Genomic DNA, 21,852 nt, shown 5'->3' on the forward strand with positions numbered 1-21,852 from the left:
ATTAGAGGGTCATGTATCGCGATGCCTTGATCGAGATTAAATCCGCAGAGAATTGGCGACGTAATCGTCGCTTATCTGAACCAAGGCCGCGACTGTCAGATGTCGATATCCAGAGCAAGCGCATGGATACGGGGGACTATATCCCCCAATGCCGTATGTACTGCGCGATGGCGAGCAACGCGGGATTGCCCCTCGAAAGCCGCAGAACGAATAAGGACGTTGAAATGACTCTCACCGCCCTCCTGATATCCAGCGTGACCACGATGGCTCTCGCTGTCGTCAACCACCTCCAGCTCACGCGGGTTAAATGCTGCCTGCAATCGTTCACGGATTTCGTCGGTCACGCTCATTTTTATGCTCAACGGCAAATAAATTGCCGTCCCCCTCTTCTACTTTCGGCTGCTTAGATTAAACTGCTGCCTCCGAGTCGAAAAGATGCCTTCGTGAGGTTGTGCAGATGGTAAAGTCAGATCCCTTCGGATTCGATATGTCCGTGTCGAGCGCTAAGAAAAAGAAGCCGCGCGGCCGTCGGGGTATGTCAGGTGCGTCCGAAACTTCGGTGCGAATCTGTGATCATGAGGGCTGTGAAGAACCCGGTAAGTTTCGCGCGCCCAAAGCTCCGGACGTGCTGGATGATTTTTTCTGGTTCTGCCAGCAACATGTGCGCGAATATAACCAGAAGTGGAATTTCTTCGACGGCACCACCGAGGCCGAACTGAACGCGCAGCGTTCGAAGGACAAAGTGTGGGAGCGTGAGACCAAACCGATGGGCGATCCCGAGGCCCGTGCCTGGGCACGTCTGGGGATCGAGGACCCGCATCAGGTTCTAGGCGAAAACGCCACCAAAAATCCCGGCCGCGCCAATTCCGGCGGTCGACGCCTGCCGCCGACTGAGCGCCGCGCGATTGAGATCCTCGAAGCGCAAGATAGCTGGTCGAAGGCAGAGATTCGCAAAGCCTACAAGAAGCTGATCAAGGTGCTGCACCCGGATATGAACGGTGGTGACCGATCTCAGGAAGAGCAGTTGCAAGAGGTCGTCTGGGCCTGGGATCAGATCAAGGACAGCCGCAGCTTCAAGTAGTATCCAACGGATACGGGTCAGCAGCGTTCCGTCTCACGAATAGTGCTTGTTGCGGGACATCTTTCCGATTCCCGGGTTCATACTGTTCGTGGGATCGATCGACTTGTAGAAAGCTGCCAGATCGGGTTTGGCTGCATAGAGATGGCCAACATTATGTTCCGCCGGGTATTCAGCGCCGCGTTTGTCCAGCAACTTTAGCATTGCGGCCTTCAACGCGTTTGGGTCTGCGCCTTTCTTGACGATGTAATCCTGATGCAGAACATGACACATGAAGTGGCCATAGTAGAGTTTGCCGACCAGTTGATCCGCGATCTCAACTGGCAAGTCTTCGAACCAGTCGACATCATTGCGGCGCAGCGCGATATCTAGGGCGATGATATCTTCCACTTCGGCTGCATGAACCTTCATATAACGAATGGCTGCACCTGCGGCAGCAAAACGATGTAGCCCGGCGATCTTTGCCTCACGCAGGTCGCATTCAAAGAAATCCAGCTTGTCTTCGCCAGTCATGTCATTGAGTAGATCGCGCGCTTCATCGATACCGCCATCGCGCATTTTGAGTATGAGGTGATGCGGATACCGATCCCGATAGGCCCGCATTCGGCGCGGCAGGATATCGGGCCAAAGTCGCATCGCGAACTGCATGAAACGATCAGTAAAATTGCCGAGAACCGGAATGCCTTCCAAACGCGCGTCCACCGCGCCCTTCAGCGCAAAGAAAGTGGGCAAACGGTCGGTGCCCAACTTGTCAATCATCACCATGGTGTCTTTGCCATAGCGGTCAGAGATATCGAATACCTCCTCATGCATGTATTCAGCGCTGACCGGCAGGGTATTGAAGTCGGACAGGATGCGACGGCGCAATTCCGTGAATGCCTCGGTGTCGTGCGCCCCGACGTAGAAAGTACGTTCTGCTTCGTTCTTGGCATATGTATCCAGCCGAACCGCAAAAACCGCCAGTTTACCCGCGCAGCCCGCTGCTTCGTATAGACGCGACTTATCAGCGTTAAAGCGTGCTGGCGTTTCAGCATCTACATTACGCACCCGACGGGCGTAATCGGTGTCAGAGGCTTTGCGATTGTCGGTCTCGATATCAGTTGCTGAGAAATAACCGTTCTGCAGCCGGGTCAGGATTTCTTCGGGTGTATCACCCAACTGCATGCCCAGATGATTGACCAACTCAAGCTCGCCGTCCTGAGTGATCCGCGCGTACAGTGACAGCTCGGTATAGGAGGGGCCGCGCTCGACCAGCGAACCGCCCGAGTTGTTGCACACCCCGCCAACGACTGAGGCACCGATGCACGAAGATCCGATCACCGAATGCGGCTGGCGGCCAATCGGGTCCAGCAGCTTTTCCAGCGCAAACAGTGTGCTGCCCGGAAAGCTGATGACCTGCTTGCCATCATTGATCAGATGCAGATCGTCCATCCGCCGCGTGTTGATCAACACTACATCACGATCGTAGCTACCCTTGGGCGTAGACCCTTCGGTCAGGCCGGTATTGGCGGCTTGCATGATGACGATTTTGTCGGCGGCAACGCAGGCTTGAAGCACCTGCCATTGTTCCAGCAGCGTGGCGGGCTGAGCCACCGCGAGCGCGTCCCCTTCACCTGATCTGAACCCCCGGCGAAAGCGGCGGGTGCTGCGCGACGAAGTCAAAACGCGCCGCCGCCCACAAATGGCCTGAAGACTCTTGATCAGATCGGCATCGTTCATCCCGCTACCCTCCGTTAATACGCGACCGAGGGCAACCACGTGGCCAGTTGTGGCCACAAGAAGACAAAGAACAGGCCGGTCAGCTGCAGTATCACGAATGGGATAATCCCTTTGTAGATGTCAGTCAGCTTGATCTCGGGCGGGCAGACCCCTTTCAGATAGAAAAGCGCAAATCCAACCGGAGGTGTCAGGAAAGAGGTCTGCAACGTCACCGCCACAAGGATTACGAACCACACCAGCGCAGGTTCATCGATGACACCGAAGCCGTCGATATCCAGGCCCAGCCCGTTCACGATGGGGCGCATCAAGGGCAGAACGATGAGCGTGATCTCGATCCAGTCCAGCACGAAGCCCAGCAGGAAGACGATGAACAGGATCATGAAGACAGTGCCATTTGGGCCAAGCCCGGTACCGTGGATCATATCCTCGATCAGCGCGTCGCCGCCCAGTTCGCGCAAGACATAGGAGAACACCGTCGCACCAAGGAAGATCGCGAAGATATAGGCGGTGGTGTTGAACGTTGCTTTCAGCACATTCACCAGCTTGGCCAGCGTCAGCTTGCGATATCCCAGCGCCAGCAGAGTGGCTCCCAACGCGCCCACGCCCGAGGCTTCGGTCGGTGTGGTCAAACCCGCGAAGATCGAGCCCAGCACGGCGAGGATCAGGGCCAGCGTCGGCAAGACTGCAATCAGCACGTCCTTGACTGCGTTCCAGTCAGGACGGGTTGCGCCTTCGGGTACTGGGGCCACGTCGCGTTTGATCAGGGCGATGACAAAAATATAGGACAGGTAGAGCCCGCCAATGATCACGCCGGGGAACACTGCAGCCATAAATAGGTCGCCGACCGATAGCGCCATCTGGTCCGCCATGATGACAAGCATGATCGACGGCGGGATGAGGATGCCCAGCGTGCCTGAAGCGCTGACCACACCGGCGGCCAATGAGGGGCTGTATTTCTGCTCCATCATCGACGGTAGCGAAAGCACGCCCAACAGAACCACAGACGCCCCGATGATACCTGTCGAAGCAGCCAGAATGATGCCGATCATCGTTACCGTGATCGCCAGCCCGCCGCGCACCGTGCCGAACAGGCGCTGCATCGAGGACATCAAACGCTCGGCCACACCGGATTCGTCCAACATCAGGCCCATGAAGATGAACATTGGCAGCGCCACCAGAACCGCATTTGACATGGTGGCATAGACCCGGTTCACCACCGCGCCCAGCGTCAGATAGTCCAGACCGGTCAGCGTTTCCTCAAGCCCGGTCCAGTTCATCATGCCATTGTCGAACAGATAGGCCAGACCGCAATAGGCAACGCCAACCCCGGCCAGCGTCCACGCCACCGGGAATCCGGTGAACAGCAACGCGATGAAGGTCAGGAACATGGCGATGACCAGTTTTTCCTCGGTTGTTTCAACCAGGAAGGTCAGCGCTGTTGCGACCACAGCAAAGCCCAGAAGGGCCCAGATGATCAGGCGCAGGCCCTTGCCCTGACGCTCTTCATCCAAATTCATGAATAGCGCGTGCACGTCGTGAATCAGCCGCGCCGCTGCAGCCAATGCTAGCAATACAAAACTGGCCGGGATCACACCTTTCAAGGCCCAACGCGCGGGCAGGCCGGTGGGGCTGTCCGAGGATTCGTTGACCCTCCAGCTTTCGTAGAAATAGTCATAGCCCTGATCGATCATCAGATAGATGAACGGCACGAGCAGGGTGAAAATTCCGATGATCTCGATAATCCGCCGCGCACGCTGGCTGAGTTGCATATGCAGCAAGTCCACTCGCACATGGCTGTCGGTGACCAGCGCATACGAGATGCCGACCATCGTCACCAACCCGTAGAAATGCCACTGGATCTCGTCTAGTTTGGGATAGTTCTGGTTCAGTAGATAGCGCATCGCCACCTGTGAAACGATGGCCCCAACCAGCAACAGGTTGGCCCACATGACCACATGACCTACCGCTTTGACGCCGTTGTCGATCGCTACTGCCAGCTTTTGACGGTCGGGCTCACCATGCTCAAGGATACTTTCATAGACTTCAATCGGGTCGTCCTGATGACGCTGTGTCTCGGCCATGGTCTCCTCCTCAAGAGTTTGGCAGTGGGGACGTGAATGCGCCCGGGTCGTTGGGGAAAATAAAGAAAATCAGAAGGGTCCGAGGGCGGCGGAAGGAAGCCGCCCCCGGACAATCGCAAGTGGCAAATTTACTTGCGGGGGAGGAATGCGTTCTCTTTCCAGACCGCATAACCGTCACGGAATTCGTTCATGTCGGCCAGAACCTTGGCAAAGAATTCGTCGTTGGCGGCCTGTTCTGCGGCAACCTCTTCCCAGGTCGCGCGGAAGGTCGACAGCATCTCGTCGTTCCACTGCTTGATCTGAACACCATTGTTTTCAACGTTGTCCAGCAGCGCAGCGTGTTGGATCGCCTCACCTTCGGCAAAGCTGTCAGCCATCGAAGCCTTACAGGCATTTTCGATGATCGCTTTGTGCTGATCGCTGGCTTCGTTCCAGACGTCCTTGTTGATCATCAGTTCAAACACCGTCGCTTGCTGGTGCCAGCCGGGGAAATAGTTGTACTTGACCAACTTGTGGAAGCCGAGGCGTGCGTCGATGGCAGGCATCGAGAATTCGGTCGCGTCGATCGCGCCTTTTTCCAGCGCCGGGAAGATTTCACCTCCGGGCAGGAGCGAGGTGGCCACACCCAGCTTCTGCATCACTTCGCCACCCAGACCGAAAAAGCGCATTTTCAAGCCGTTCAGGTCTTCGGGGCTGTTGATCTCATTCGCGAACCAGCCCGAGGTTTCGGGGGCGATGATTGCGCAGGGAATGACATGGACGTTGAAGCCTGCCTGATCATACATCTCCTGATACAGGTTCATGCCGTTGCCATAGTACAGCCACGCCATGTATTCGCCCGCCTCAGGGCCAAACGGAACGGCCGAAAACAGCGGTGCAGCCGGGATCTTACCCGCCCAGTAGCCGGCGGTGGTATAGCCCGAATTGATCTTGCCTGAAGACACCGCATCCAGAATTTCAAACGGCGGGACCAGCTTGCCCGGTTCGTAAACCTTCATCTTCAGCGTGCCGCCGGACATCAGGTCCAGCTGTTCGGCCACGCGCGGGATCGGCGAGCCGAGGCCCGGTAGAGCGGTTGAAAACGCGATTGGGGTTTTCAGCAGCATCTTATCCGCCGCGTGGGCAACCGGGGCTGCCAGCAGCGAGGCCGCAACGGCAAGCGATGTCAGGGTGGTCTTCATGGGTTCTCCTCCAAGGTAAAGATCAGCCGGTGGTCTGGCTGTCACTCTCGCCGCGAGCACGGCTTAAGTGGTAAATATTATTTACCTTGTCATTCAGTCAACAATTTAATTTACCAATTTGGCTACGCCGTGGTGATGTGGCTCATAACCAAGATTGACCTTTCATAACCCGGAATTTTCGAATAATTTTGTGACACTCAATAAAAACATACGCTTATACGCGCAGCGAGTATCCGTATTTTTGGGTAGTTTTTCTTGCAATGTCGAAAGCTAGTGGTAAATATTATAAACAACTTCGACGATCTCTAATCTAACTACCGGACAGGAATTATGAGCACGAACAGCCTCTTTGATCCCGTTGGTCACGAATCAATTGCCGATGCGGTCGTCGCACAAATCGAGACAATGATTGTTGATGGAATCCTGAAAGAGGGTCGCAAAATCCCGTCTGAACGGGAGCTTGCGGAAGCCCTAGGCGTTTCACGCCCCAAGCTGCGCGAAGCACTCCAAATCCTCGAAAATCGCGGCTTGGTGACCGTGCGACATGGCGAGGGCACCTTTATCGCCCCACTGACCGGTCGTGCCATGTCGCCCGCCCTTCTGTCTCTCTATGCCCGGCACGGCAGTGCTTTCTACGATTATCTTGAATACCGGCGCGAGCAAGAGGCCTTTGCCAGCCGCCTCGCCGCACAGCGCGCCACACAGTCCGACAAGGAACGGATTGCAGAAATCATCGATGAAATGCAGCGAGCCTGGGAAAATGACGATCAGGATGCCAGTGAAGAGGCTGATTTTCGACTGCACGCCGCCGTTGTCGATGCGAGCCAAAACACGACCCTTATCCACATGATGGCATCCATCTATGACCTCACGCGCCAAGGCGTGTTCTACAACCGCCGCTTCCTGCGCTCGATGGACGGCACGGGTGAAGCACTGCTTGATCAGCACAAGGCAATCGCGCAGGCCATCATCGATGGCGACCCGGGCCGTGCAGAAACCGCCGCACGCACGCATATGGATTTCGTCGAGGATTCATTTCGCGTTGGACAAGAACAACAAGCTCGCGAGATCCGCGCGGCAAAACGGCGGCAGTTTTCGGATTGAGGTCAAAAACAGAGGCGTACTTTTTTTCTACGGAAAAGTCCACCGCACGACGTACAGAGCCTTGGCTTAACCTTTCTCGACCGGTTCTCGCCTCAGGCACTTTTTCAAGTCTACTTCCAATGCACTGAGGTTTATGTCTCCAGCTCGCAGAGCGTCCACGTCATTGGCTCCTTGCCTCGTCAAACCAAGGTTTTTGAGCAACGTGTTCCAGTCCGGTACGTCCCGCTTCAATCCCGCGCGCAGCAAAACCTCAATTTTTCGAATGTACCAAAGGGTCAGAGAAGACACACGAATGTCAGGTGGAGTGTCCACAGGCACATGGGCGGCAATCGCAGTACTTGCACATGCCATTGACTCGGATGCCACGTAGAAAGCCTGCGCCGCGCTGTTAGGGTTTACGTATTTAACGCCTTCATTGATCAAAGCTCCACCGGCCAAGACCAAGGCCAGGTCTTTCCCTGAGATCGAGGCCGCACTTCCAAGCGCGGCACCGCCTGCTACAGTGATCAGTGCCGCCGCTGTCAGGTCCCGATTGCGCGCTGCTTCGTCGCCCAGCCTTTTGTAGGCATCTGAAAGTTGCAGCGCGTAATACGACGTACGAATAGGACCGCGTTCAAGCAACAGGCTGGTGGACTGAAATGTTTTTGGTGCCGTTTCAAACGCACCCCCGATCCCTACAGCGTGCTGGATAACGTCTCCCGATGTATTCGACAGCACGGTTTGCTCGGCATTAAAGGCCCTGTTCTCGTAGGCACAACCGGTGATCAAAGTCAGCGGCACCAAGGCCGGAATCAGGCGATTGAAAACGGACTTCATCAAATTTCCCCATGAAAACGCGCAATTGAATAGGTAAAACTATACAATCATAGGATGTTTCAGGCAAATTCGGCCGCACATGTCATCGCCAACTCACAATGCCACAACCCGTTTCAAACACCCGGCGCGACGCGCATGGATGGCTTATAAATCCCGAATCCAGAATTGAAGCGGCTTTTGGGTTTCGCAATCGTCGCCTCGATCCTTCCACGAGAATAGCGCCACGACGCCAGGAAGCGGCGCATATCCCCGCGCGCGCCAGAAGGCATCCAACGGGCGGTAATGATCTGGTCGCATGGGGTGGTCGTCAGGGCGTACTACACTGCAGAAGGCGCTTTTGGTGAATCCCATCGCATGGGCGTGGGCTTCGCGCAGATCAAAGAACGTATGGCCTGCTCCCTGCCCGCGATACTCCGGCAGCAGAACCGATTCTGCGCAATAGAAGATATCGCCCAGCGATAGGCCCGAGCCTTCGAACGCGGCCGCGAAATCGTCGGCGTGATCCGTCAAAGGTGCACCCGTCGAAGCACCCACCAAAGTATCACCGTCGAACGCTCCGACAACGATGGCCATGGCGCTATCGACGTAGGACTGCAGGTATTTCCGCTCATACTTCAGATCGCCATCATAGAGATATGGCCAAGCGTGAAATACGTCGATCCGCAGGCGCGCGACTTCATCCAACGCGTCGACCAATGTCGATCCGGTCATTGCGCGGACCTGCGAAATCTCAGCCATTCGAGACCTGTTTGGTCCAGTCCGCAAGGTTGTAAAACGTGGTCACGCGGGTGATCTTGCCGTCGTTAAGGTCAAAAAACGAACCCGCAGGCAAGCGGTAAGTCTGCCCATACGCTTCTGGCAGACCTTCATCAGTTTCCAGATAGGTTCCGTTGACGATGAACTCAGCCGCAGCACGGGTACCGCCTTCAGCTTCAAAGATCACGATATCCGTCAGGTTCTCGCGGTAGCAGCGGTTCATATGCGCGCAGAAGGCGGCAAATTTCTCTTTGCCGACGCGAATCTGACCTTCGTTGACATGATGGGCCACGTCATCCGACAGGCAGGCCAACATGCCATCCACGTCACCGGCATTGAAGGCATCAAAGTAAGTTTTCACGGTCGGGTTCATGGTCACTCCGTCGGTTCACCCCAGCGGTCTTTCAGATGCGCGATGATCTGATCTCGGGTTTGTCGATAATGACGTAGCTTGTCCTCGCGGGTTTCACCTAGTCCGGTAGGGTCCATAATTGGCCAATAATCGACATCGAGGTGAAAAAAACGCGTCAGTTCCAGCGCTTTTCGCTGGCTGGCGGGTGACAGGGCCACGATCAGATCAAATGAACTGAGGTCATCGCCCCATTGCTCCATTTCGTCAAAAGAACGCGAGCGGTGACGGGACAGCTCAACGCCAATCTCCTGACAGGCTGCGATGCAGAACCCATCGATCTCAAGATCGTTATGCACGCCGGCGGATTGCACATAGGTGCCGGTGCCGTAAAACTTCTTCATGATGCCTTCGGCCATGGGTGACCGAACCGAATTGTGGTCGCAACAGAACAGAATGGACTGCGGCAGAGGCGTCACCCGTTAGCCTCCAAAATGAAGGACGCAGATGAGCGTAAAAAGGCGGCGGGCAGTATCAGTATCAACCTCAGCTTTGCCTTCCAGCCTTTCCTGTAACACGCGGCTGCCTTCGTTGTGGATGCCGCGCCGAGCCATATCAATCGTTTCGATCTGGCTGGGCGGCAGTGTTTTCACCGCATCGAAATAGCTCTCGCAGATCTGAAAATAGTCTTTTACGACCTGCCGGAATGGACCAAGCGACAGATGAAACTCAGCCGCCTTCTCGCTGGCTTCGGTGGCGATATCGAAAACCAGTCGTTTATCACGGATTGATAGCTGCACATGGTAGGGCCCGTCGGGGATCATCCGATCGTCGCGCGCTGGCAGCGTGAACGAGTTATCTTCAAGCAAATCATATATGGCGACCTTCCGCTCCTGCTCGATCTCCGGTGTCGGCGGGGGCAGATTTCGGTCGTCCAGTTCGATATGCGAAATACGGGTCATCTTAACGGTCACAATCCTTGCGTCTGCACAGACCTATAACAACGATTTTCATTGAGCAACGTACAGAAGCGCCATGCGTGCCAAGTCTTTGCGTCACTTTAGCCATTCAGCCGGTTAAGGCGCGCCGAAACGGACAGGCCATGCGCTTCGAGGCTTTCGGATTGCGCGAGCGTTTCAGCCGCCGGGCCGATGGCGCGCAAAGCTTCGGGTGTCATCTGGCTGAGCGTTGTGCGTTTGAGAAAATCCATCACGCTAAGGCCAGACGAAAAGCGCGCCGAACGCGCTGTGGGCAGCACGTGATTGGGGCCGCCGACATAATCGCCAATGGCTTCGGGCGTGTACTGGCCAAGGAAAATGGCACCGGCATGGATCGTTTGCTGGCTTAACGCCACCGGGTCGGCCACGCAGAGTTCCAGATGTTCAGGCGCGATGCGGTTGGACAGCGCGGCAGCCTCGTCCAGGTCGCGCACAGTGATTACGGCACCAAAGTCGCGCCAGCTGGCCCGGGCGATGGCGCGGCGTTGCAGGGTCTCAAGACGTTTTTCCACCGCTTGCGTCACGGCTTGACCAAATTCTGCGTCATCCGTGATCAAAATGGATTGGGCGCTTTCGTCATGCTCGGCCTGGCTGAGCAGGTCCAGCGCGATCCAGTCGGGGTCGTTGTCCTTGTCTGCAATGACCAGAATTTCCGAGGGGCCCGCGATCATGTCGATGCCGACCTTGCCGAATACACGGCGTTTCGCGGCGGCCACGAAGGCGTTGCCCGGTCCGGTGATCTTATCGACCGGCGCAATGGTTTCGGTGCCATAAGCCAGCGCGGCCACAGCTTGCGCGCCGCCGATGCGATAAATCTCATCCACGCCCGACAGTTGTGCCGCCAGCAGGACCAGCGGGTTTGCCTGACCCTCAGGTGTGGGGACGACAATGGCCAACCGGTCTACGCCCGCCACCTTCGCAGGTATTGCGTTCATCAAAACCGACGACGGGTATGAAGCCAATCCGCCCGGCACATAAAGCCCCGCAGCCGACACCGCCGACCAGCGCCAGCCGAGTGTTGCGCCTGCCTCATCGGTCCACTGATGATCCTCGGGCATCTGCTTTTCGTGATATGCACGAATGCGTTCTGCTGCCAGTTCCAACGCGGCGCGGTCCTGGGGCGTGACCTGCGCGACGGCCTCGGCGATCTCATTGGATGAAAAGGCCATGGTCTCGGGCGTCAGCTCCAGCCGGTCGAATTTCGCGGTAAGTTCGATCACCGAAGCATCACCACGGGTCCGCACATCATCGATGATCTGCGCCACAACCGCATCCACATCGGGGCTGTCCTCGCGCTTGGCGGACAACAGCGTCTGAAATGCAGTTTCGAAATCGGCGGAGGTCGTATCGAGGAAAGCGGGCATGTGAGAGACTCCGGAAGCGTTTCAACGGGTCTTATCGCCCGGGCCGGGTGGCCTCAACCCTTATGCCGCTGGGTGCAGCGATTTGCGCATCGGGAATTGGGGGATGCCGTGCCATTCCGTCGGGTCGCCGACATCATGCCAGCCGTGCGCCAGATAGAACGAATGTGCCGTTTTGGTCGCGTGCAGATGCGCCTCAGAGGCGCCACGTGTCTGCAGTTCCTCTTCCAACCGATGCAGCAGCGCTGTTCCGAGCCCGCGCCCTGCGTGATCGGGATCGACATAGAGCAGAGATATCTCACCCTCGCCACTTAAACCGCCCACTGCAGTAACCACTCCCACTTGCGTAGCGACCCAAAGGATTGCTCCACTATCGATCCAGTTTCGGACCGAAGCCGGATCCTTATTGGCAGACCAGCGGGAAAGGTTTTCGGGATTATCCAGATGATCCGCCCGACAGAGGTCACGGATCGATCGGATCAGAACACGGCTGATGTCGAATACATCAAACACGGTTGCCCGCCGCACCGCGATGCCGCGTGGCGGATTCGGGAAGGCCTGAGCGATGCCACGTTTATTCTTCACTCGGGGTGATGGGGCGCTTGTCCAGAAGGCGCCTTGTAGGGACGCGTCACATCCTTGAGCGTTGCATCGATGGCCTCAACCGACAGGCGGATCGCGCCGTCGCCTGCCAAGGTCAACAGGATTTGTCCCGCACCATCCTCGCTTGACTCGAATTCGACCGAGAGCAGAGACAGGATCATGTCCTTGTCGCTGCGGTCGATGCCCTGACTGGCTACCGACAGAACCGAGCCGAACATCAAAACGGCCTGCACCCGCTCGTAGGCGCGACCGCGCCGGGCAGCGGCATCCTTGTCTTCCCAGCGAAAGCGATTGAGCAACAGCGCAAAGCGGCGCTGGCCGGGTTGCCATGTCATCTCGGTCACCGGGAAAACCGCATCCTGCGTCAGGGTCGCAATCACCTGGAGGTCATCGGCATCTTCGGCTCCAAGGTTCAGCGGTGCCTCGCGGCCGTCTTTGAAACTCGCGTCTGTCATTGACCTTTAATCCGTTCGATCTTTGCGCCCACGCCTTCCAGCTTGCGCACCACATGTTCATATCCGCGGTCCAAATGATAGACCCGACTGACAACCGTCTCACCTTCCGCCGCCATTCCGGCAAGGATCAGCGAGACCGAGGCCCTCAGGTCTGTCGCCATCACCGGAGCACCTTTCAATCGTTCGACCCCGGTTACGGTGGCCGTGCCGCCATGTACCTCGATATTCGCGCCCATGCGCACCAGTTCGGGCGCATGCATAAAGCGATTCTCGAAAATACGCTCTTCAAGCACGGACACACCCTCGGCAGTGCACATCAGCGCCATCATCTGCGCCTGCAGATCGGTCGGGAAACCTGGAAAGGGTTCGGTGACCACATCGACCGAGGTCACACGCCCGTTCTTACGAGAAACTTTCAGCCCCTTGTCGGTTTCAGAAACACTGATCCCCGCCGCATCCAGCTTGGCAGCGAAGGATTCGACCAGCGACATGCGCCCGCCCAGCAGCTCAACCTCGCCCCCGCAGATCGCCGGGGCCAGCATATAGGTGCCAAGTTCAATCCGGTCGGTCACCACCTGATGGGTCGCGCCGTGCAGACGATCGACACCCTGAATTTCGATGGTCGAGGTCCCCTCACCCGAAATCTGAGCGCCCATCTTGCGCAAGCATTCGACCAGATCGACAATCTCGGGCTCGCGCGCGGCGTTTTTCAGCACCGTGGTGCCCTTGGCCAGCGTGGCGGCCATGACGATGTTCTCGGTCGCGCCAACCGAGGCAAAGCGCATCTCATGCACAGCACCTTTCAGCCCGCCCGACGCCTTCGCGTGCAGATAGCCATCTTTAAGCTCGATCTCGGCGCCCAGCGCCTCAAGCCCTTCGACATGCAAATCCATCGGGCGCGCGCCAATTGCACATCCACCAGGTAGCGACACCACGGCCTGCCCCAGCCGCGCCAGCATCGGCCCCAACACCAGGTTCGAAGCGCGCATTTTTCGCACGATGTCATAATCCGCCGTGTGGCTGTTCAGGTCATGGCTGGACATCGCAATGACCTGACCATCCTGCAGCGAAGACACCTCGGCACCCAGCGACCGCAGCAGCGCCGTCATGGTCTTGATGTCACTCAAACGCGGCGCATTGGTCAACGTCAGCGGTTCTTCGCTGAGCAAGGTCGCGGGCATCAGCGTCAGACACGCATTCTTGGCCCCCGCAATGGGAATCTGCCCGTTCAGCGGGCCATTGCCCGTTACCAGAATCGAATCCATTTGCTCTTATCCCTCGTCCTTGCCGGCTTTGTCCCCGGAGGTGGCTCGCGCCTTGGCCTGAGCCTTGCGTCGCGCCATATTCGCTTTTAGCGCCGCCTTTAGACGGTCTTCGCGCGTTTCCCCGGACTTGCCGTGTTTTTTAGGTGAATTTTTGTCTGCCATTGCCTTTCTCTACAGGAGTAGAAAAAAACCGTCCAGACACCCTTGCGCCGCGTTTCGTTTGAGTCTAATCACCCGCCCACAGCGCTGCTGTAGCTCAGAGGTAGAGCACTCCCTTGGTAAGGGAGAGGTCGAGAGTTCAATTCTCTCCAGCAGCACCATGATTTCCTTATCTACATCAGAAACTTACGATAAAACAGCGGCTTGCGCTTGCAGTCTCCTACATAGGAGTTCTACACAGTGACGCTTATCATGCCTACACCAGACAAAGACAAAAACAGCGGAATATACTACATCAGGGTGCGAGTTCCGGCGGACCTTAAGGGAATCGTCGACCGTGCCGAGGTGTCAAAGTCACTCCGCACCAGAGACCCTGCAGAGGCCAAAGAGAGATTTGCGGCTGAATACGCCAAAATCCAAAAGCAGTGGGCGTGCCTGCGGGCAAAGCCTGAAACCCTCCCTTTGAAAAAGATCGTTGCTCTTTCTGGTCGCGTGTATTTCCGCCTGATGGAAATGCTAGATAGTGAACCGGGTGAACCTGAGATATGGAACCGTGTACTGCACCTGAGCCAACAAGCGGAAGCTACCGAAGGCGGCACTAAAATGGTACGGAGATGTCGCTGACGAGATCCTGGCGGAAGAAGGTATTGCTGTAGACGAACCGACGCGTGCGCGATTACTACGTGAAGTCCACAGGTCTTGGATGCAGGCGGCTAGCCAGCAGTTGAAGAGAACGGAAGGCGATTTCACCCCGGACCCTCAGGTCATGCGTTTCCCCGAATGGGAACCCGAAGGCGTATCAAAAAGAGGCGGCAGAAGGCCCAGCACTCACCCATCTCACGGAGCGGTGACAGAAAGATCACCTGAGCAACGGGAATGTATGCAACGATTGAGACTTCGCTCATAAGAAAGACACGTTGGCTGCCTATCCGGAGCACGAGGATATCTCTCGAGTAAGGCCTAAGGACATTGCAGATTAGTGTGACTACCTTCGAGACGAAAAAGGATTGAAGCTACCGATGGACGATCAATAAGCGCTCTTTAGGTACCGACGAGGTGCAGTTCTGTCTTTGCACTAATGCATGCCGCTGCCGCCTCATGGAACTAAAGCGGTACGTCCACATGGGTGATGACGTGGTGGACGATTATGACGACTTTGAACCAGCTGCGGAATGGCCAGGGCCTGGGCTGAGATCTCCCGTCAAGGTGCCAGACCGGTCTATTTCAATGTGATCCCTACGGGACCTTTTGGTCACCATCGAGACGGGTGGCTCTGACGTGCAATGCTCCTCACGTTAGGCAAAGTGGTACCTCTTTCCCTGCCAGAACTTCAATCTGTCGCAATTTCGTGACTGCCTCCCCGGGCTTCGATCGCCTGTCTGCCATGTGCCTCCTCCGGTTTCCTAAACATAGTGGAGGACCAGTCCAACGGAAGAAAACCAAATCACTAGAGCCCGCGAGCCAGTTCCAATCAGATTGCATCGAAGACCGATCTGCAAAACACGTTAAAAATCTCTCGGAACTGTCTCTAGCTACTTTTCAAAAGCCCTAGTGTGTAGTACCGGTCCCTCTCGAGCTCTCAACCAGCCTTAACCACCCGCAATTGAAGAAAATGGTACTTTTCTCTAAACACTCGTCTGAAGACCGAAAGCTGATTTCTCTGCAATGAATAATCGCAAAAGACTCCTGGGTATTTTCTTAAGCGCATTCATATTAGTTGTAGCGCTATCGATTTTTACGCTGGATACAGTTTTCAGCGCTAGAAATGAATTTCGCCCCGTTGAGTTGGACTACATCAGAACAGCCTTTCTGGCCTGTTCTTCCGCCCTTATTGCAATGGTTGTCGTTGCAAATTTGTTGCCTTCAAAGCTTGCAATAGCGGCCCGAGCTCTGACGGGTGTGCTTTTCGCTGCCGCTGTTTTTTCGATTAATTGGTCGATGGTCGAAGCATTCGTATTGCTTCCGATGATAGCAATGGCTGGCCTTTGCCTCCTTGCGATCTATTTGACTTACATCGTTCTGAGCTTGGGTGTTCGGGGCCGGGCAATAGTTGCTGTAATCGTGGCTGTGATTTTCATCCTTGTCCCTGGGCGGGACATGCTGGATGCGAATGAAGAGGCTGAAAACACAGAGTTTCCAGGCATCGAAGATATCACGTTTGATACAAAACCAAATGTCTATCTTATCTCGTTTGACTCAATTCACCCCAAAAGCCTGACATCTCGCTACATGGGCATTGAAGAGACAGCTTTCCACGAACCGGTTTATACCAGAATGGACAGGTTCGAGAATCTGTTTTCGGTCCGTGTCCCCACAAAATATGCGATGAATCTGATGCTACGGATGGAGGTTGATGAATTTGATCGCGGCAAACGTAAAAGTTTTGAACTCTATACAGGTAAGTACGACGGTCGACTAAACGCAATTTTCCGCAACAATGGTTACGAAATCAACACGGCCTATGCCGGAAAATACTTTGGGACCGAACAGGGCAGCTATGTGGATCGGTATCATATTCCGTCGCGAACAGCGGGCGCGTGCGAATTCAATGATAGCAAGTTTCGACAGGTGTCGTTGTTTGGTCTCTGCCGATTCATCGACAAAAACAAGTCCGATACAAAGGTCGACAAAGCAGCACATGTACTTGATTTCGTGTCTTATCTGTCACGTCAAAAGGAGCCGCAATTCTTGCTCGCTTCGATCTACTCCCCCGGCCACACCGGCAAAGACTTTTTGATCGAAGACGAAGAAGCCGATGCCGCTTACAATGACTTCTACCTGGAGCGTTCTTTGGAAGCACAGCAAACGTTGAACCAGCTTCTGGACCAGCTTGAGCGGGAAGATCCCACGGCGATTCTTTATATCTTCGGTGATCACGGCCCTTGGCGGAGCCGGGGAACTTGGGAGACCCGTTTTGCGAAAGATCCAGAGTTCTTTGTACATGACCGTTTTGGGATATTAGGGGGCGTTTTTCCGAAGGGGCGTTGTAAAACCTATGTGGACCTGAGAAATGAGCAGACGTATACGACGAGCGTTCAAGGTGCGGAAGCAATCTTAAAGTGCCTGACCGAGGGTCGCTATCAGGAACTGGATCAAGTCTATAGAATCAACCAAAGCGTTGACGGCGTAAGTGATAAATTCGAGGACTATGTATATGAATAGCCGCAAGAAATTGGCATTGCTCATCATTGCCGCTGCCATTGTGCACCCATCCGTTGCTCTGGCATACGTGGATCCAGGTTCGGGGAGCGTCATTGTAACCACAATTCTCGGGTTCTTCGCAGCGATTGCTTACACGTTCCGCAAGTACTTCTATAAGCTGAAGCGAAAGATATTTGGCACAAAAAGCGATGAAGAAGACAGTCGAGCGCTCGATGACTAAGGCAAACAGTGGCTCCTTTCGTGACCCCAGCAGCCGTGTATATACAATTGACTTACCCGAAAATGGCAGTTCTGCGATTTTTCGAGGCGTCGACAATAAAACGCTTGAGAACTTCAAAAAGCTCCAGACTGAGCCCTTCTACCAACAACTTGAGATCGAAAAGCGCGTTGTAAAAACCAAGCTTTGCGCGCCTGACGATCCTGTTGCAAAGGAAATCCTAGAAGCCGGATGGGCAGGTGTGATGCAGCATGAGCCTGTCTCGATCGTTTCTTACTCTTACGAATGGTCGTTCGCCATGCTAAGACGAGCGGCTCTATTGCATCTGCGTATCTTGACCGACGCGCTGGAAGCTGGGTGGACCATTAAGGACTCAACACCTTTTAACATCCAGTTTGAAGGTACGGCACCAGTCTTTATTGACATCCCATCGTTTGTGCCTTGGCAGGAAGGCGAACCCTGGTTGGCATACCGACAGTTTTGTTGCTGTTTTCTGACGCCGTTGATGATGCGTAGTCATCTGGGCATCAATCACCTTCCATTATTACGGTCCTACTTGGACGGTATACCTCCGGTTGAGGCTGCGAACTTTTTCAGAGGTTTCTCCCGTTTCAAGCGCGGTGTCGCTAGCCACATCATGCTACCTGCTCGCGTAGAAAAGCGGATTGAGGCGCGTGAACGCGATGCCGTTCCCGCTCAGGACCGAAGTCAGCGCAAAGTCAGTCGAAAATACGTACTGGCACTTGTTGAAAGTGTAACGCGACTGGTCAAGTCGCTCTCTGTGAACATCGAGCACACGGACTGGTCGGAATACGACAAAACCCACACTTACGATGACGAGGAACTCCAAGCGAAAAAAGGTTTCGTACAAAAGTTCGTACAAGAAAAGAAACCTTATTGCCTAATGGATATCGGCTGCAACACAGGCACTTTTTCAAAAATTGCTGCGGAACATGCAGACTTGGTCATTGCAGCTGATGGCGACCACGATGCGGTCCAGAAACTGTTTATGCATGAATCCAGTCACTCGGTGCACAACAACATCTTGCCGTTAGTGCTGGATTTGTCCAACGTCTCCCCCAATCAGGGATGGGCAGGCAAGGAACGCTCTTCATTCGACAGTCGCGCCAATCCAGATGCAATTCTGGTTCTGGCCCTTGTCCACCACATTCGGATTTCTGCCAATATCCCGATGGCATTGTTCCTAGACTGGTTGCGGTCTTTCAATTGCGACATCGTTATTGAGTTCGTTGATCGGCACGACGAGATGGTCGTCAAATTGCTGCAGAACAAAACGGAACAGTATCTGGATTACGACCGCGTGGCCTTCGAGCACGAGCTAAAAGAGCGCTTTAAAGTGCGTACTTCCAAAGACCTCAAAGGCGGTAAGCGCGTGATTTACCATATTGAGCCACAGTGATAGGGGATGTTGTTTATACGGTCCTGTTGCCGGTTATATATCCGATGGACTTGCTGTTCGATTTGATGTGGACAGCAACGAATTCTGCTGGGCTATCGATAATTCTGCTTGCAATGGTGATCTCGATTTTGACCATCCCGCTTAAGAAGTGGGCGAAAAAGTCCGAGGATAAATTTCTTGCGGTCAAGCAGTTGGTCGACATCGATATCGCAAAGCAAGCTGCTGGACTAAAAGGCGAAAAACGATTCGAAGTAGTTGAAAAAGTTTATGAAAAACACGGCTATCATCCAATCAAATCGATCGTCGCCGGAACATCGTTCGTTGTTATGCTTCCATTTCTGATTTCGGCGATCTTTATTTTTGGAGGCTCGGATGAATTGAAAGGCGTTAGCTTTTTGTTAATTAGTGATCTTTCGGAACAAGATCATCTGTTTTTTGGATTAAATTTACTCCCTATCTTAATGTTGCTCCTTGGAATTAGCGAGGCCCTATTGCGCTGGCATAACCAAAAGGATCAATTGATCCGTTACTTAATCGTGTCGGTTGTTCTATTTGCGTTGGTCTATTCACTTGCATCTGCACTAATACTCTACTGGATTAGCATGAACATTTGTGCCGGGATCATCTTTTTTGCGGCGAGAAGCCAGAATCCTCGTTAGAGGTGAACTTTCGGTTGGCGACAACCTGTGTCTCGCGCCAGATTGCCTCTCCCGTTTTAGGAGACAGCTCCAGTGTCGTCCGGCAGTGAATTCACGGTTACAGGAGGCAGCTTTTATTTAGCTGACCAATAAAGTTCACTGTAGAAACGGTGGCGAAATGATGTTTGGTGCGTATCTGAGAATCTGCAAAGTTTGTAGAGTGACTTTGCTTTGAGCTGAAGGCTGCGCGGTGCATTCACGATATCCTGACTAAATGCGAGGACGCGTAGGTAGAAGTGTTCGGCTATCGTGAAGCTTGCGAAGGATATTCCTTCAACAATTGCCGAAGTTACATTGTAGCTTATGTTAGTCATGATATTGGCCAATACGCCTCCGCAGGACCGCCACACATAGCTGCTCTACGTATGGTTTTATATCATTAAATCAATGTATTGGCACTCCCTCATCCAAATTCAATTCCCTCCGGGCACACCATCTTCATGTCCGACATAATGCTTCGAATGGTGCACGATCACGTGGCGTCTCAGCCACTGGCATTTTCATTGAATTGAGTTGAAGTTGACGCGCGCGCAAGCGCCTGATGACAGCGGGCGGTTGCATCACAACCGCCCGTGCCTAGGTTTATTCCGCAGGTGCTGTGGTCTGCTTTTGCCTCAGACCATCGCGATAAAGCGCCTTGGCGAGCGCTATGCACATCAGGCCCATGACCATCGTAAAGGGTAGCGCACCGATGATCATCGCATTTCGCAAGGCGTCCATCGGATTGTTTTCACCCGCAGCCAGGATCAGAGCGCCAATCACCGCTGTCAGGATAAGGCCCCAGACGATCTTGTGCTTGTTGCCGATGTTCTGATCTCCGCCAGACATGATGGTGTTCATCACCAGAATGCCCGAGTCCGCCGACGTGACCAGGAAGGTCATGATCAGGACGACGCACATCACGGTGATGCCAGACAACAGCCCACCGGTGATCATCTCTTGCAAGGTGACAAACAGCTTGGCGGTGTTCGACGCCCCGATGATGGCGCCTTCGGCGGTGCCATTCAGTTCGAGATCGATCGCGGTGCCACCCAGAATGGTCATCCACGCAAAGCAGACCAGCGCAGGGGCAAAGACACAACCGATGATGAACTCACGCACCGAGCGTCCCTTGGAAATGCGCGCCAGGAACAGGCCGACGAAAGGCGAAAACGCGATCCACCAGGCCCAGTAGAACGTGGTCCAGCCCGCTTGCCAGCCAAACTGCCGACCCGGATCACCTGCGGCGTAGACCGAAGCCAGAACAGAGTCCGGCAGCGCGGCGGCGTCGCCTTCCAGGCCAGATTTGAACCCGTCAAACGATCCCCAAGGATTGGTCGCACCGGCATAAAGCGCATCGGCAAACGGCGCTGCTTCACTCGGCAGGGCAGCATCAAACGCCGCCGCCGATTGCGGATTGAAAGCACCAAAGCTGAGCGAAATGAAGTGCTGGATGTAATCGACAAATGCAGTTGCGTAAGTCGTCATCGCGAACAGGAACGACCCAAAGACAACAAAGACCAGCAACAGGATCAGCGACAACACCAGGTTCAGGTTAGACAGGTACTTGACGCCACGACCAACACCAGAGACAGCCGAGATGATCGAGAGGCCCATGATCACAATGAGGCCAGCCAGCAGACCAACAGTACTGGGGGCTGGTGCGTCACCGGTCAGATCCATCATCCATTCCATACCCGAAATGGCGTATAGGCCGTCGATGAACTGCGAAACCCCGTACCCGATGGTAACTGAAACACCCAAAATGGTTGCCACCACGCCCAGCACATCCACGACGTGGCCCAGGAAGCCGTTCATCAGCTTGCCGAACAGAGGTGTCAGCGCGGTGCGAATAGTCAGGGGCATGTTGCGCGTGTAGGCGTAATAGGCCAGCGACAGGCCGGTCACCACATAGATCGCCCAGGCGTGAAACCCGTAATGCAGGAAAGTGTAGCGATATCCCGACTGCAATGCGTCTTCGCTATTGCCGACGACATCGCCCGCGATGACAACCGGGTTCGATCCCCACAGCCCTAAAGGCTCAGCGGTAGCGAACACCATGAGACCGACGCCCAAGCCCGCGCCAAACATCATCGAAAACCATGAGAAATCCGAGAATTCTGGTTTTTCGCCCTCTGGGCCCATAAGCCGCTTACCGGTTTGCGGCAGCGCCGCCACGACAAACAGGAAAAAGACAAAAAAGCCGACAATAATGATATAGAAGGCGTTGAAATCTTCCAGCAGACGCGAGTTCAGGCTTCCAAGAACTCCGTTTGCATTTGCGGGCCAGACAAGCGCCCAGATAACCAGCGCGACCATGATTGACTTGCTCAGCAAGGCAATCTCAACACTGTGCCCTTCATAAAACCCGCCCGAAGATCGCTTGATCTCCAGATCGGTAAAAGGTTCCTTCATAGACATGTGTTTCCTCCCTATTCGCACGTGTCCTGA

The 21,852-nt window shown here is 54.8% G+C and carries 22 protein-coding genes and 1 tRNA gene; 8 read left to right on the plus strand and 15 right to left on the minus strand.

Going from position 1 to position 21,852, the window contains the following annotated elements; all coding sequences use genetic code 11:
• Positions 1 to 95 precede the first annotated feature (95 nt).
• On the minus strand, positions 96 to 350 hold the full coding sequence (locus ACR0DE_RS18470; RefSeq protein WP_170425697.1) for a BolA family protein: 255 nt from the start codon (positions 348 to 350) through the stop codon (positions 96 to 98).
• A 107-nt stretch (positions 351 to 457) separates the two neighbouring features.
• Between ACR0DE_RS18470 and ACR0DE_RS18475 the strand changes: the two genes are divergently transcribed.
• Complete coding sequence (locus tag ACR0DE_RS18475; RefSeq protein WP_170398478.1) at positions 458 to 1,081, plus strand: DnaJ domain-containing protein; 624 nt, start codon at positions 458 to 460, stop codon at positions 1,079 to 1,081.
• A gap of 33 nt (positions 1,082 to 1,114) precedes the next feature.
• On the opposite strand, the gene dld is transcribed toward ACR0DE_RS18475, so the two are convergent.
• The 3 genes from dld to ACR0DE_RS18490 all read right to left on the minus strand — a co-directional run bounded on the left by dld (position 1,115) and on the right by ACR0DE_RS18490 (position 6,059).
• Positions 1,115 to 2,797: a D-lactate dehydrogenase gene (dld, locus tag ACR0DE_RS18480; protein ID WP_480754689.1), complete on the minus strand. Its 1,683-nt coding sequence runs from the start codon at positions 2,795 to 2,797 to the stop codon at positions 1,115 to 1,117.
• 14 nt (positions 2,798 to 2,811) lie between these two features.
• Entirely contained in the window at positions 2,812 to 4,878 is a 2,067-nt protein-coding gene (locus ACR0DE_RS18485; RefSeq protein WP_170733865.1) for a TRAP transporter large permease subunit, read from the minus strand.
• A 128-nt stretch (positions 4,879 to 5,006) separates the two neighbouring features.
• Positions 5,007 to 6,059 (minus strand): TRAP transporter substrate-binding protein, encoded by a 1,053-nt coding sequence (locus ACR0DE_RS18490; RefSeq protein WP_170513809.1) that lies wholly within the window; start codon positions 6,057 to 6,059, stop codon positions 5,007 to 5,009.
• Between the two features lie 330 nt (positions 6,060 to 6,389).
• On the opposite strand from ACR0DE_RS18490, the gene ACR0DE_RS18495 reads away from it, so the two are divergent.
• Positions 6,390 to 7,163 (plus strand): FadR/GntR family transcriptional regulator, encoded by a 774-nt coding sequence (locus ACR0DE_RS18495; protein WP_480754691.1) that lies wholly within the window; start codon positions 6,390 to 6,392, stop codon positions 7,161 to 7,163.
• A gap of 66 nt (positions 7,164 to 7,229) precedes the next feature.
• Here the strand turns inward: ACR0DE_RS18495 and ACR0DE_RS18500 are convergent, their stop codons facing one another.
• The 10 genes from ACR0DE_RS18500 to ACR0DE_RS18545 all read right to left on the minus strand — a co-directional run bounded on the left by ACR0DE_RS18500 (position 7,230) and on the right by ACR0DE_RS18545 (position 13,928).
• A complete protein-coding gene (locus tag ACR0DE_RS18500; protein WP_170425690.1) occupies positions 7,230 to 7,979 on the minus strand; it encodes a hypothetical protein in 750 nt (249 codons plus the stop codon).
• A gap of 144 nt (positions 7,980 to 8,123) precedes the next feature.
• Entirely contained in the window at positions 8,124 to 8,717 is a 594-nt protein-coding gene (locus tag ACR0DE_RS18505) for a GNAT family N-acetyltransferase (protein WP_480754693.1), read from the minus strand.
• A complete protein-coding gene (locus ACR0DE_RS18510; protein WP_170398462.1) occupies positions 8,710 to 9,108 on the minus strand; it encodes a ketosteroid isomerase-related protein in 399 nt (132 codons plus the stop codon). The genes ACR0DE_RS18505 and ACR0DE_RS18510 overlap by 8 nt, the downstream gene beginning before the upstream one ends.
• A gap of 2 nt (positions 9,109 to 9,110) precedes the next feature.
• On the minus strand, positions 9,111 to 9,563 hold the full coding sequence (locus ACR0DE_RS18515) for an arsenate-mycothiol transferase ArsC (RefSeq protein WP_170398460.1): 453 nt from the start codon (positions 9,561 to 9,563) through the stop codon (positions 9,111 to 9,113).
• Positions 9,564 to 9,566: 3 nt separating this feature from the next.
• Positions 9,567 to 10,046 carry a UPF0262 family protein gene (locus tag ACR0DE_RS18520; RefSeq protein ID WP_170398457.1) on the minus strand — a complete coding sequence of 160 codons (480 nt, stop codon included), beginning with the start codon at positions 10,044 to 10,046 and terminating at the stop codon, positions 9,567 to 9,569.
• Positions 10,047 to 10,144: 98 nt separating this feature from the next.
• On the minus strand, positions 10,145 to 11,446 hold the full coding sequence (gene hisD / locus ACR0DE_RS18525) for a histidinol dehydrogenase (protein ID WP_480615920.1): 1,302 nt from the start codon (positions 11,444 to 11,446) through the stop codon (positions 10,145 to 10,147).
• Positions 11,447 to 11,506: 60 nt separating this feature from the next.
• The gene (locus ACR0DE_RS18530) at positions 11,507 to 12,028 is read right to left on the minus strand and encodes a GNAT family N-acetyltransferase (protein ID WP_480754695.1); all 522 of its coding nucleotides are present in this window, start codon (positions 12,026 to 12,028) and stop codon (positions 11,507 to 11,509) included.
• On the minus strand, positions 12,025 to 12,501 hold the full coding sequence (locus ACR0DE_RS18535; protein ID WP_170425681.1) for a DUF2948 family protein: 477 nt from the start codon (positions 12,499 to 12,501) through the stop codon (positions 12,025 to 12,027). The genes ACR0DE_RS18530 and ACR0DE_RS18535 overlap by 4 nt, the downstream gene beginning before the upstream one ends.
• Positions 12,498 to 13,766, minus strand: a complete 1,269-nt coding sequence (murA, locus tag ACR0DE_RS18540; protein ID WP_170398447.1) for a UDP-N-acetylglucosamine 1-carboxyvinyltransferase — start codon at positions 13,764 to 13,766, stop codon at positions 12,498 to 12,500. The genes ACR0DE_RS18535 and murA overlap by 4 nt, the downstream gene beginning before the upstream one ends.
• A 6-nt stretch (positions 13,767 to 13,772) precedes the next feature.
• Positions 13,773 to 13,928 (minus strand): hypothetical protein, encoded by a 156-nt coding sequence (locus tag ACR0DE_RS18545; RefSeq protein WP_170425679.1) that lies wholly within the window; start codon positions 13,926 to 13,928, stop codon positions 13,773 to 13,775.
• 83 nt (positions 13,929 to 14,011) lie between these two features.
• On the opposite strand from ACR0DE_RS18545, the gene ACR0DE_RS18550 reads away from it, so the two are divergent.
• The 6 genes from ACR0DE_RS18550 to ACR0DE_RS18575 all read left to right on the plus strand — a co-directional run bounded on the left by ACR0DE_RS18550 (position 14,012) and on the right by ACR0DE_RS18575 (position 19,383).
• Positions 14,012 to 14,086: transfer RNA gene (locus ACR0DE_RS18550), tRNA-Thr, on the plus strand.
• 79 nt (positions 14,087 to 14,165) lie between these two features.
• Positions 14,166 to 14,549: a DUF6538 domain-containing protein gene (locus tag ACR0DE_RS18555; protein WP_480754697.1), complete on the plus strand. Its 384-nt coding sequence runs from the start codon at positions 14,166 to 14,168 to the stop codon at positions 14,547 to 14,549.
• A 1,041-nt stretch (positions 14,550 to 15,590) separates the two neighbouring features.
• Positions 15,591 to 17,087, plus strand: coding sequence for an alkaline phosphatase family protein (locus ACR0DE_RS18560; RefSeq protein ID WP_170398441.1), 1,497 nt, complete (start codon positions 15,591 to 15,593; stop codon positions 17,085 to 17,087).
• Positions 17,080 to 17,307 (plus strand): hypothetical protein, encoded by a 228-nt coding sequence (locus ACR0DE_RS18565; protein WP_170398438.1) that lies wholly within the window; start codon positions 17,080 to 17,082, stop codon positions 17,305 to 17,307. The genes ACR0DE_RS18560 and ACR0DE_RS18565 overlap by 8 nt, the downstream gene beginning before the upstream one ends.
• A complete protein-coding gene (locus tag ACR0DE_RS18570) occupies positions 17,276 to 18,724 on the plus strand; it encodes a hypothetical protein (protein ID WP_170566762.1) in 1,449 nt (482 codons plus the stop codon). The genes ACR0DE_RS18565 and ACR0DE_RS18570 overlap by 32 nt, the downstream gene beginning before the upstream one ends.
• Before the next feature lie 44 nt (positions 18,725 to 18,768).
• The gene (locus tag ACR0DE_RS18575) at positions 18,769 to 19,383 is read left to right on the plus strand and encodes a YidC/Oxa1 family membrane protein insertase (RefSeq protein ID WP_170398434.1); all 615 of its coding nucleotides are present in this window, start codon (positions 18,769 to 18,771) and stop codon (positions 19,381 to 19,383) included.
• Between the two features lie 621 nt (positions 19,384 to 20,004).
• On the opposite strand, the gene ACR0DE_RS18580 is transcribed toward ACR0DE_RS18575, so the two are convergent.
• Entirely contained in the window at positions 20,005 to 21,822 is a 1,818-nt protein-coding gene (locus ACR0DE_RS18580; protein ID WP_170625441.1) for a BCCT family transporter, read from the minus strand.
• Between the last annotated feature and the right edge of the window lie 30 nt (positions 21,823 to 21,852).

This window comes from Ruegeria sp. C10, from assembly GCF_056537805.1.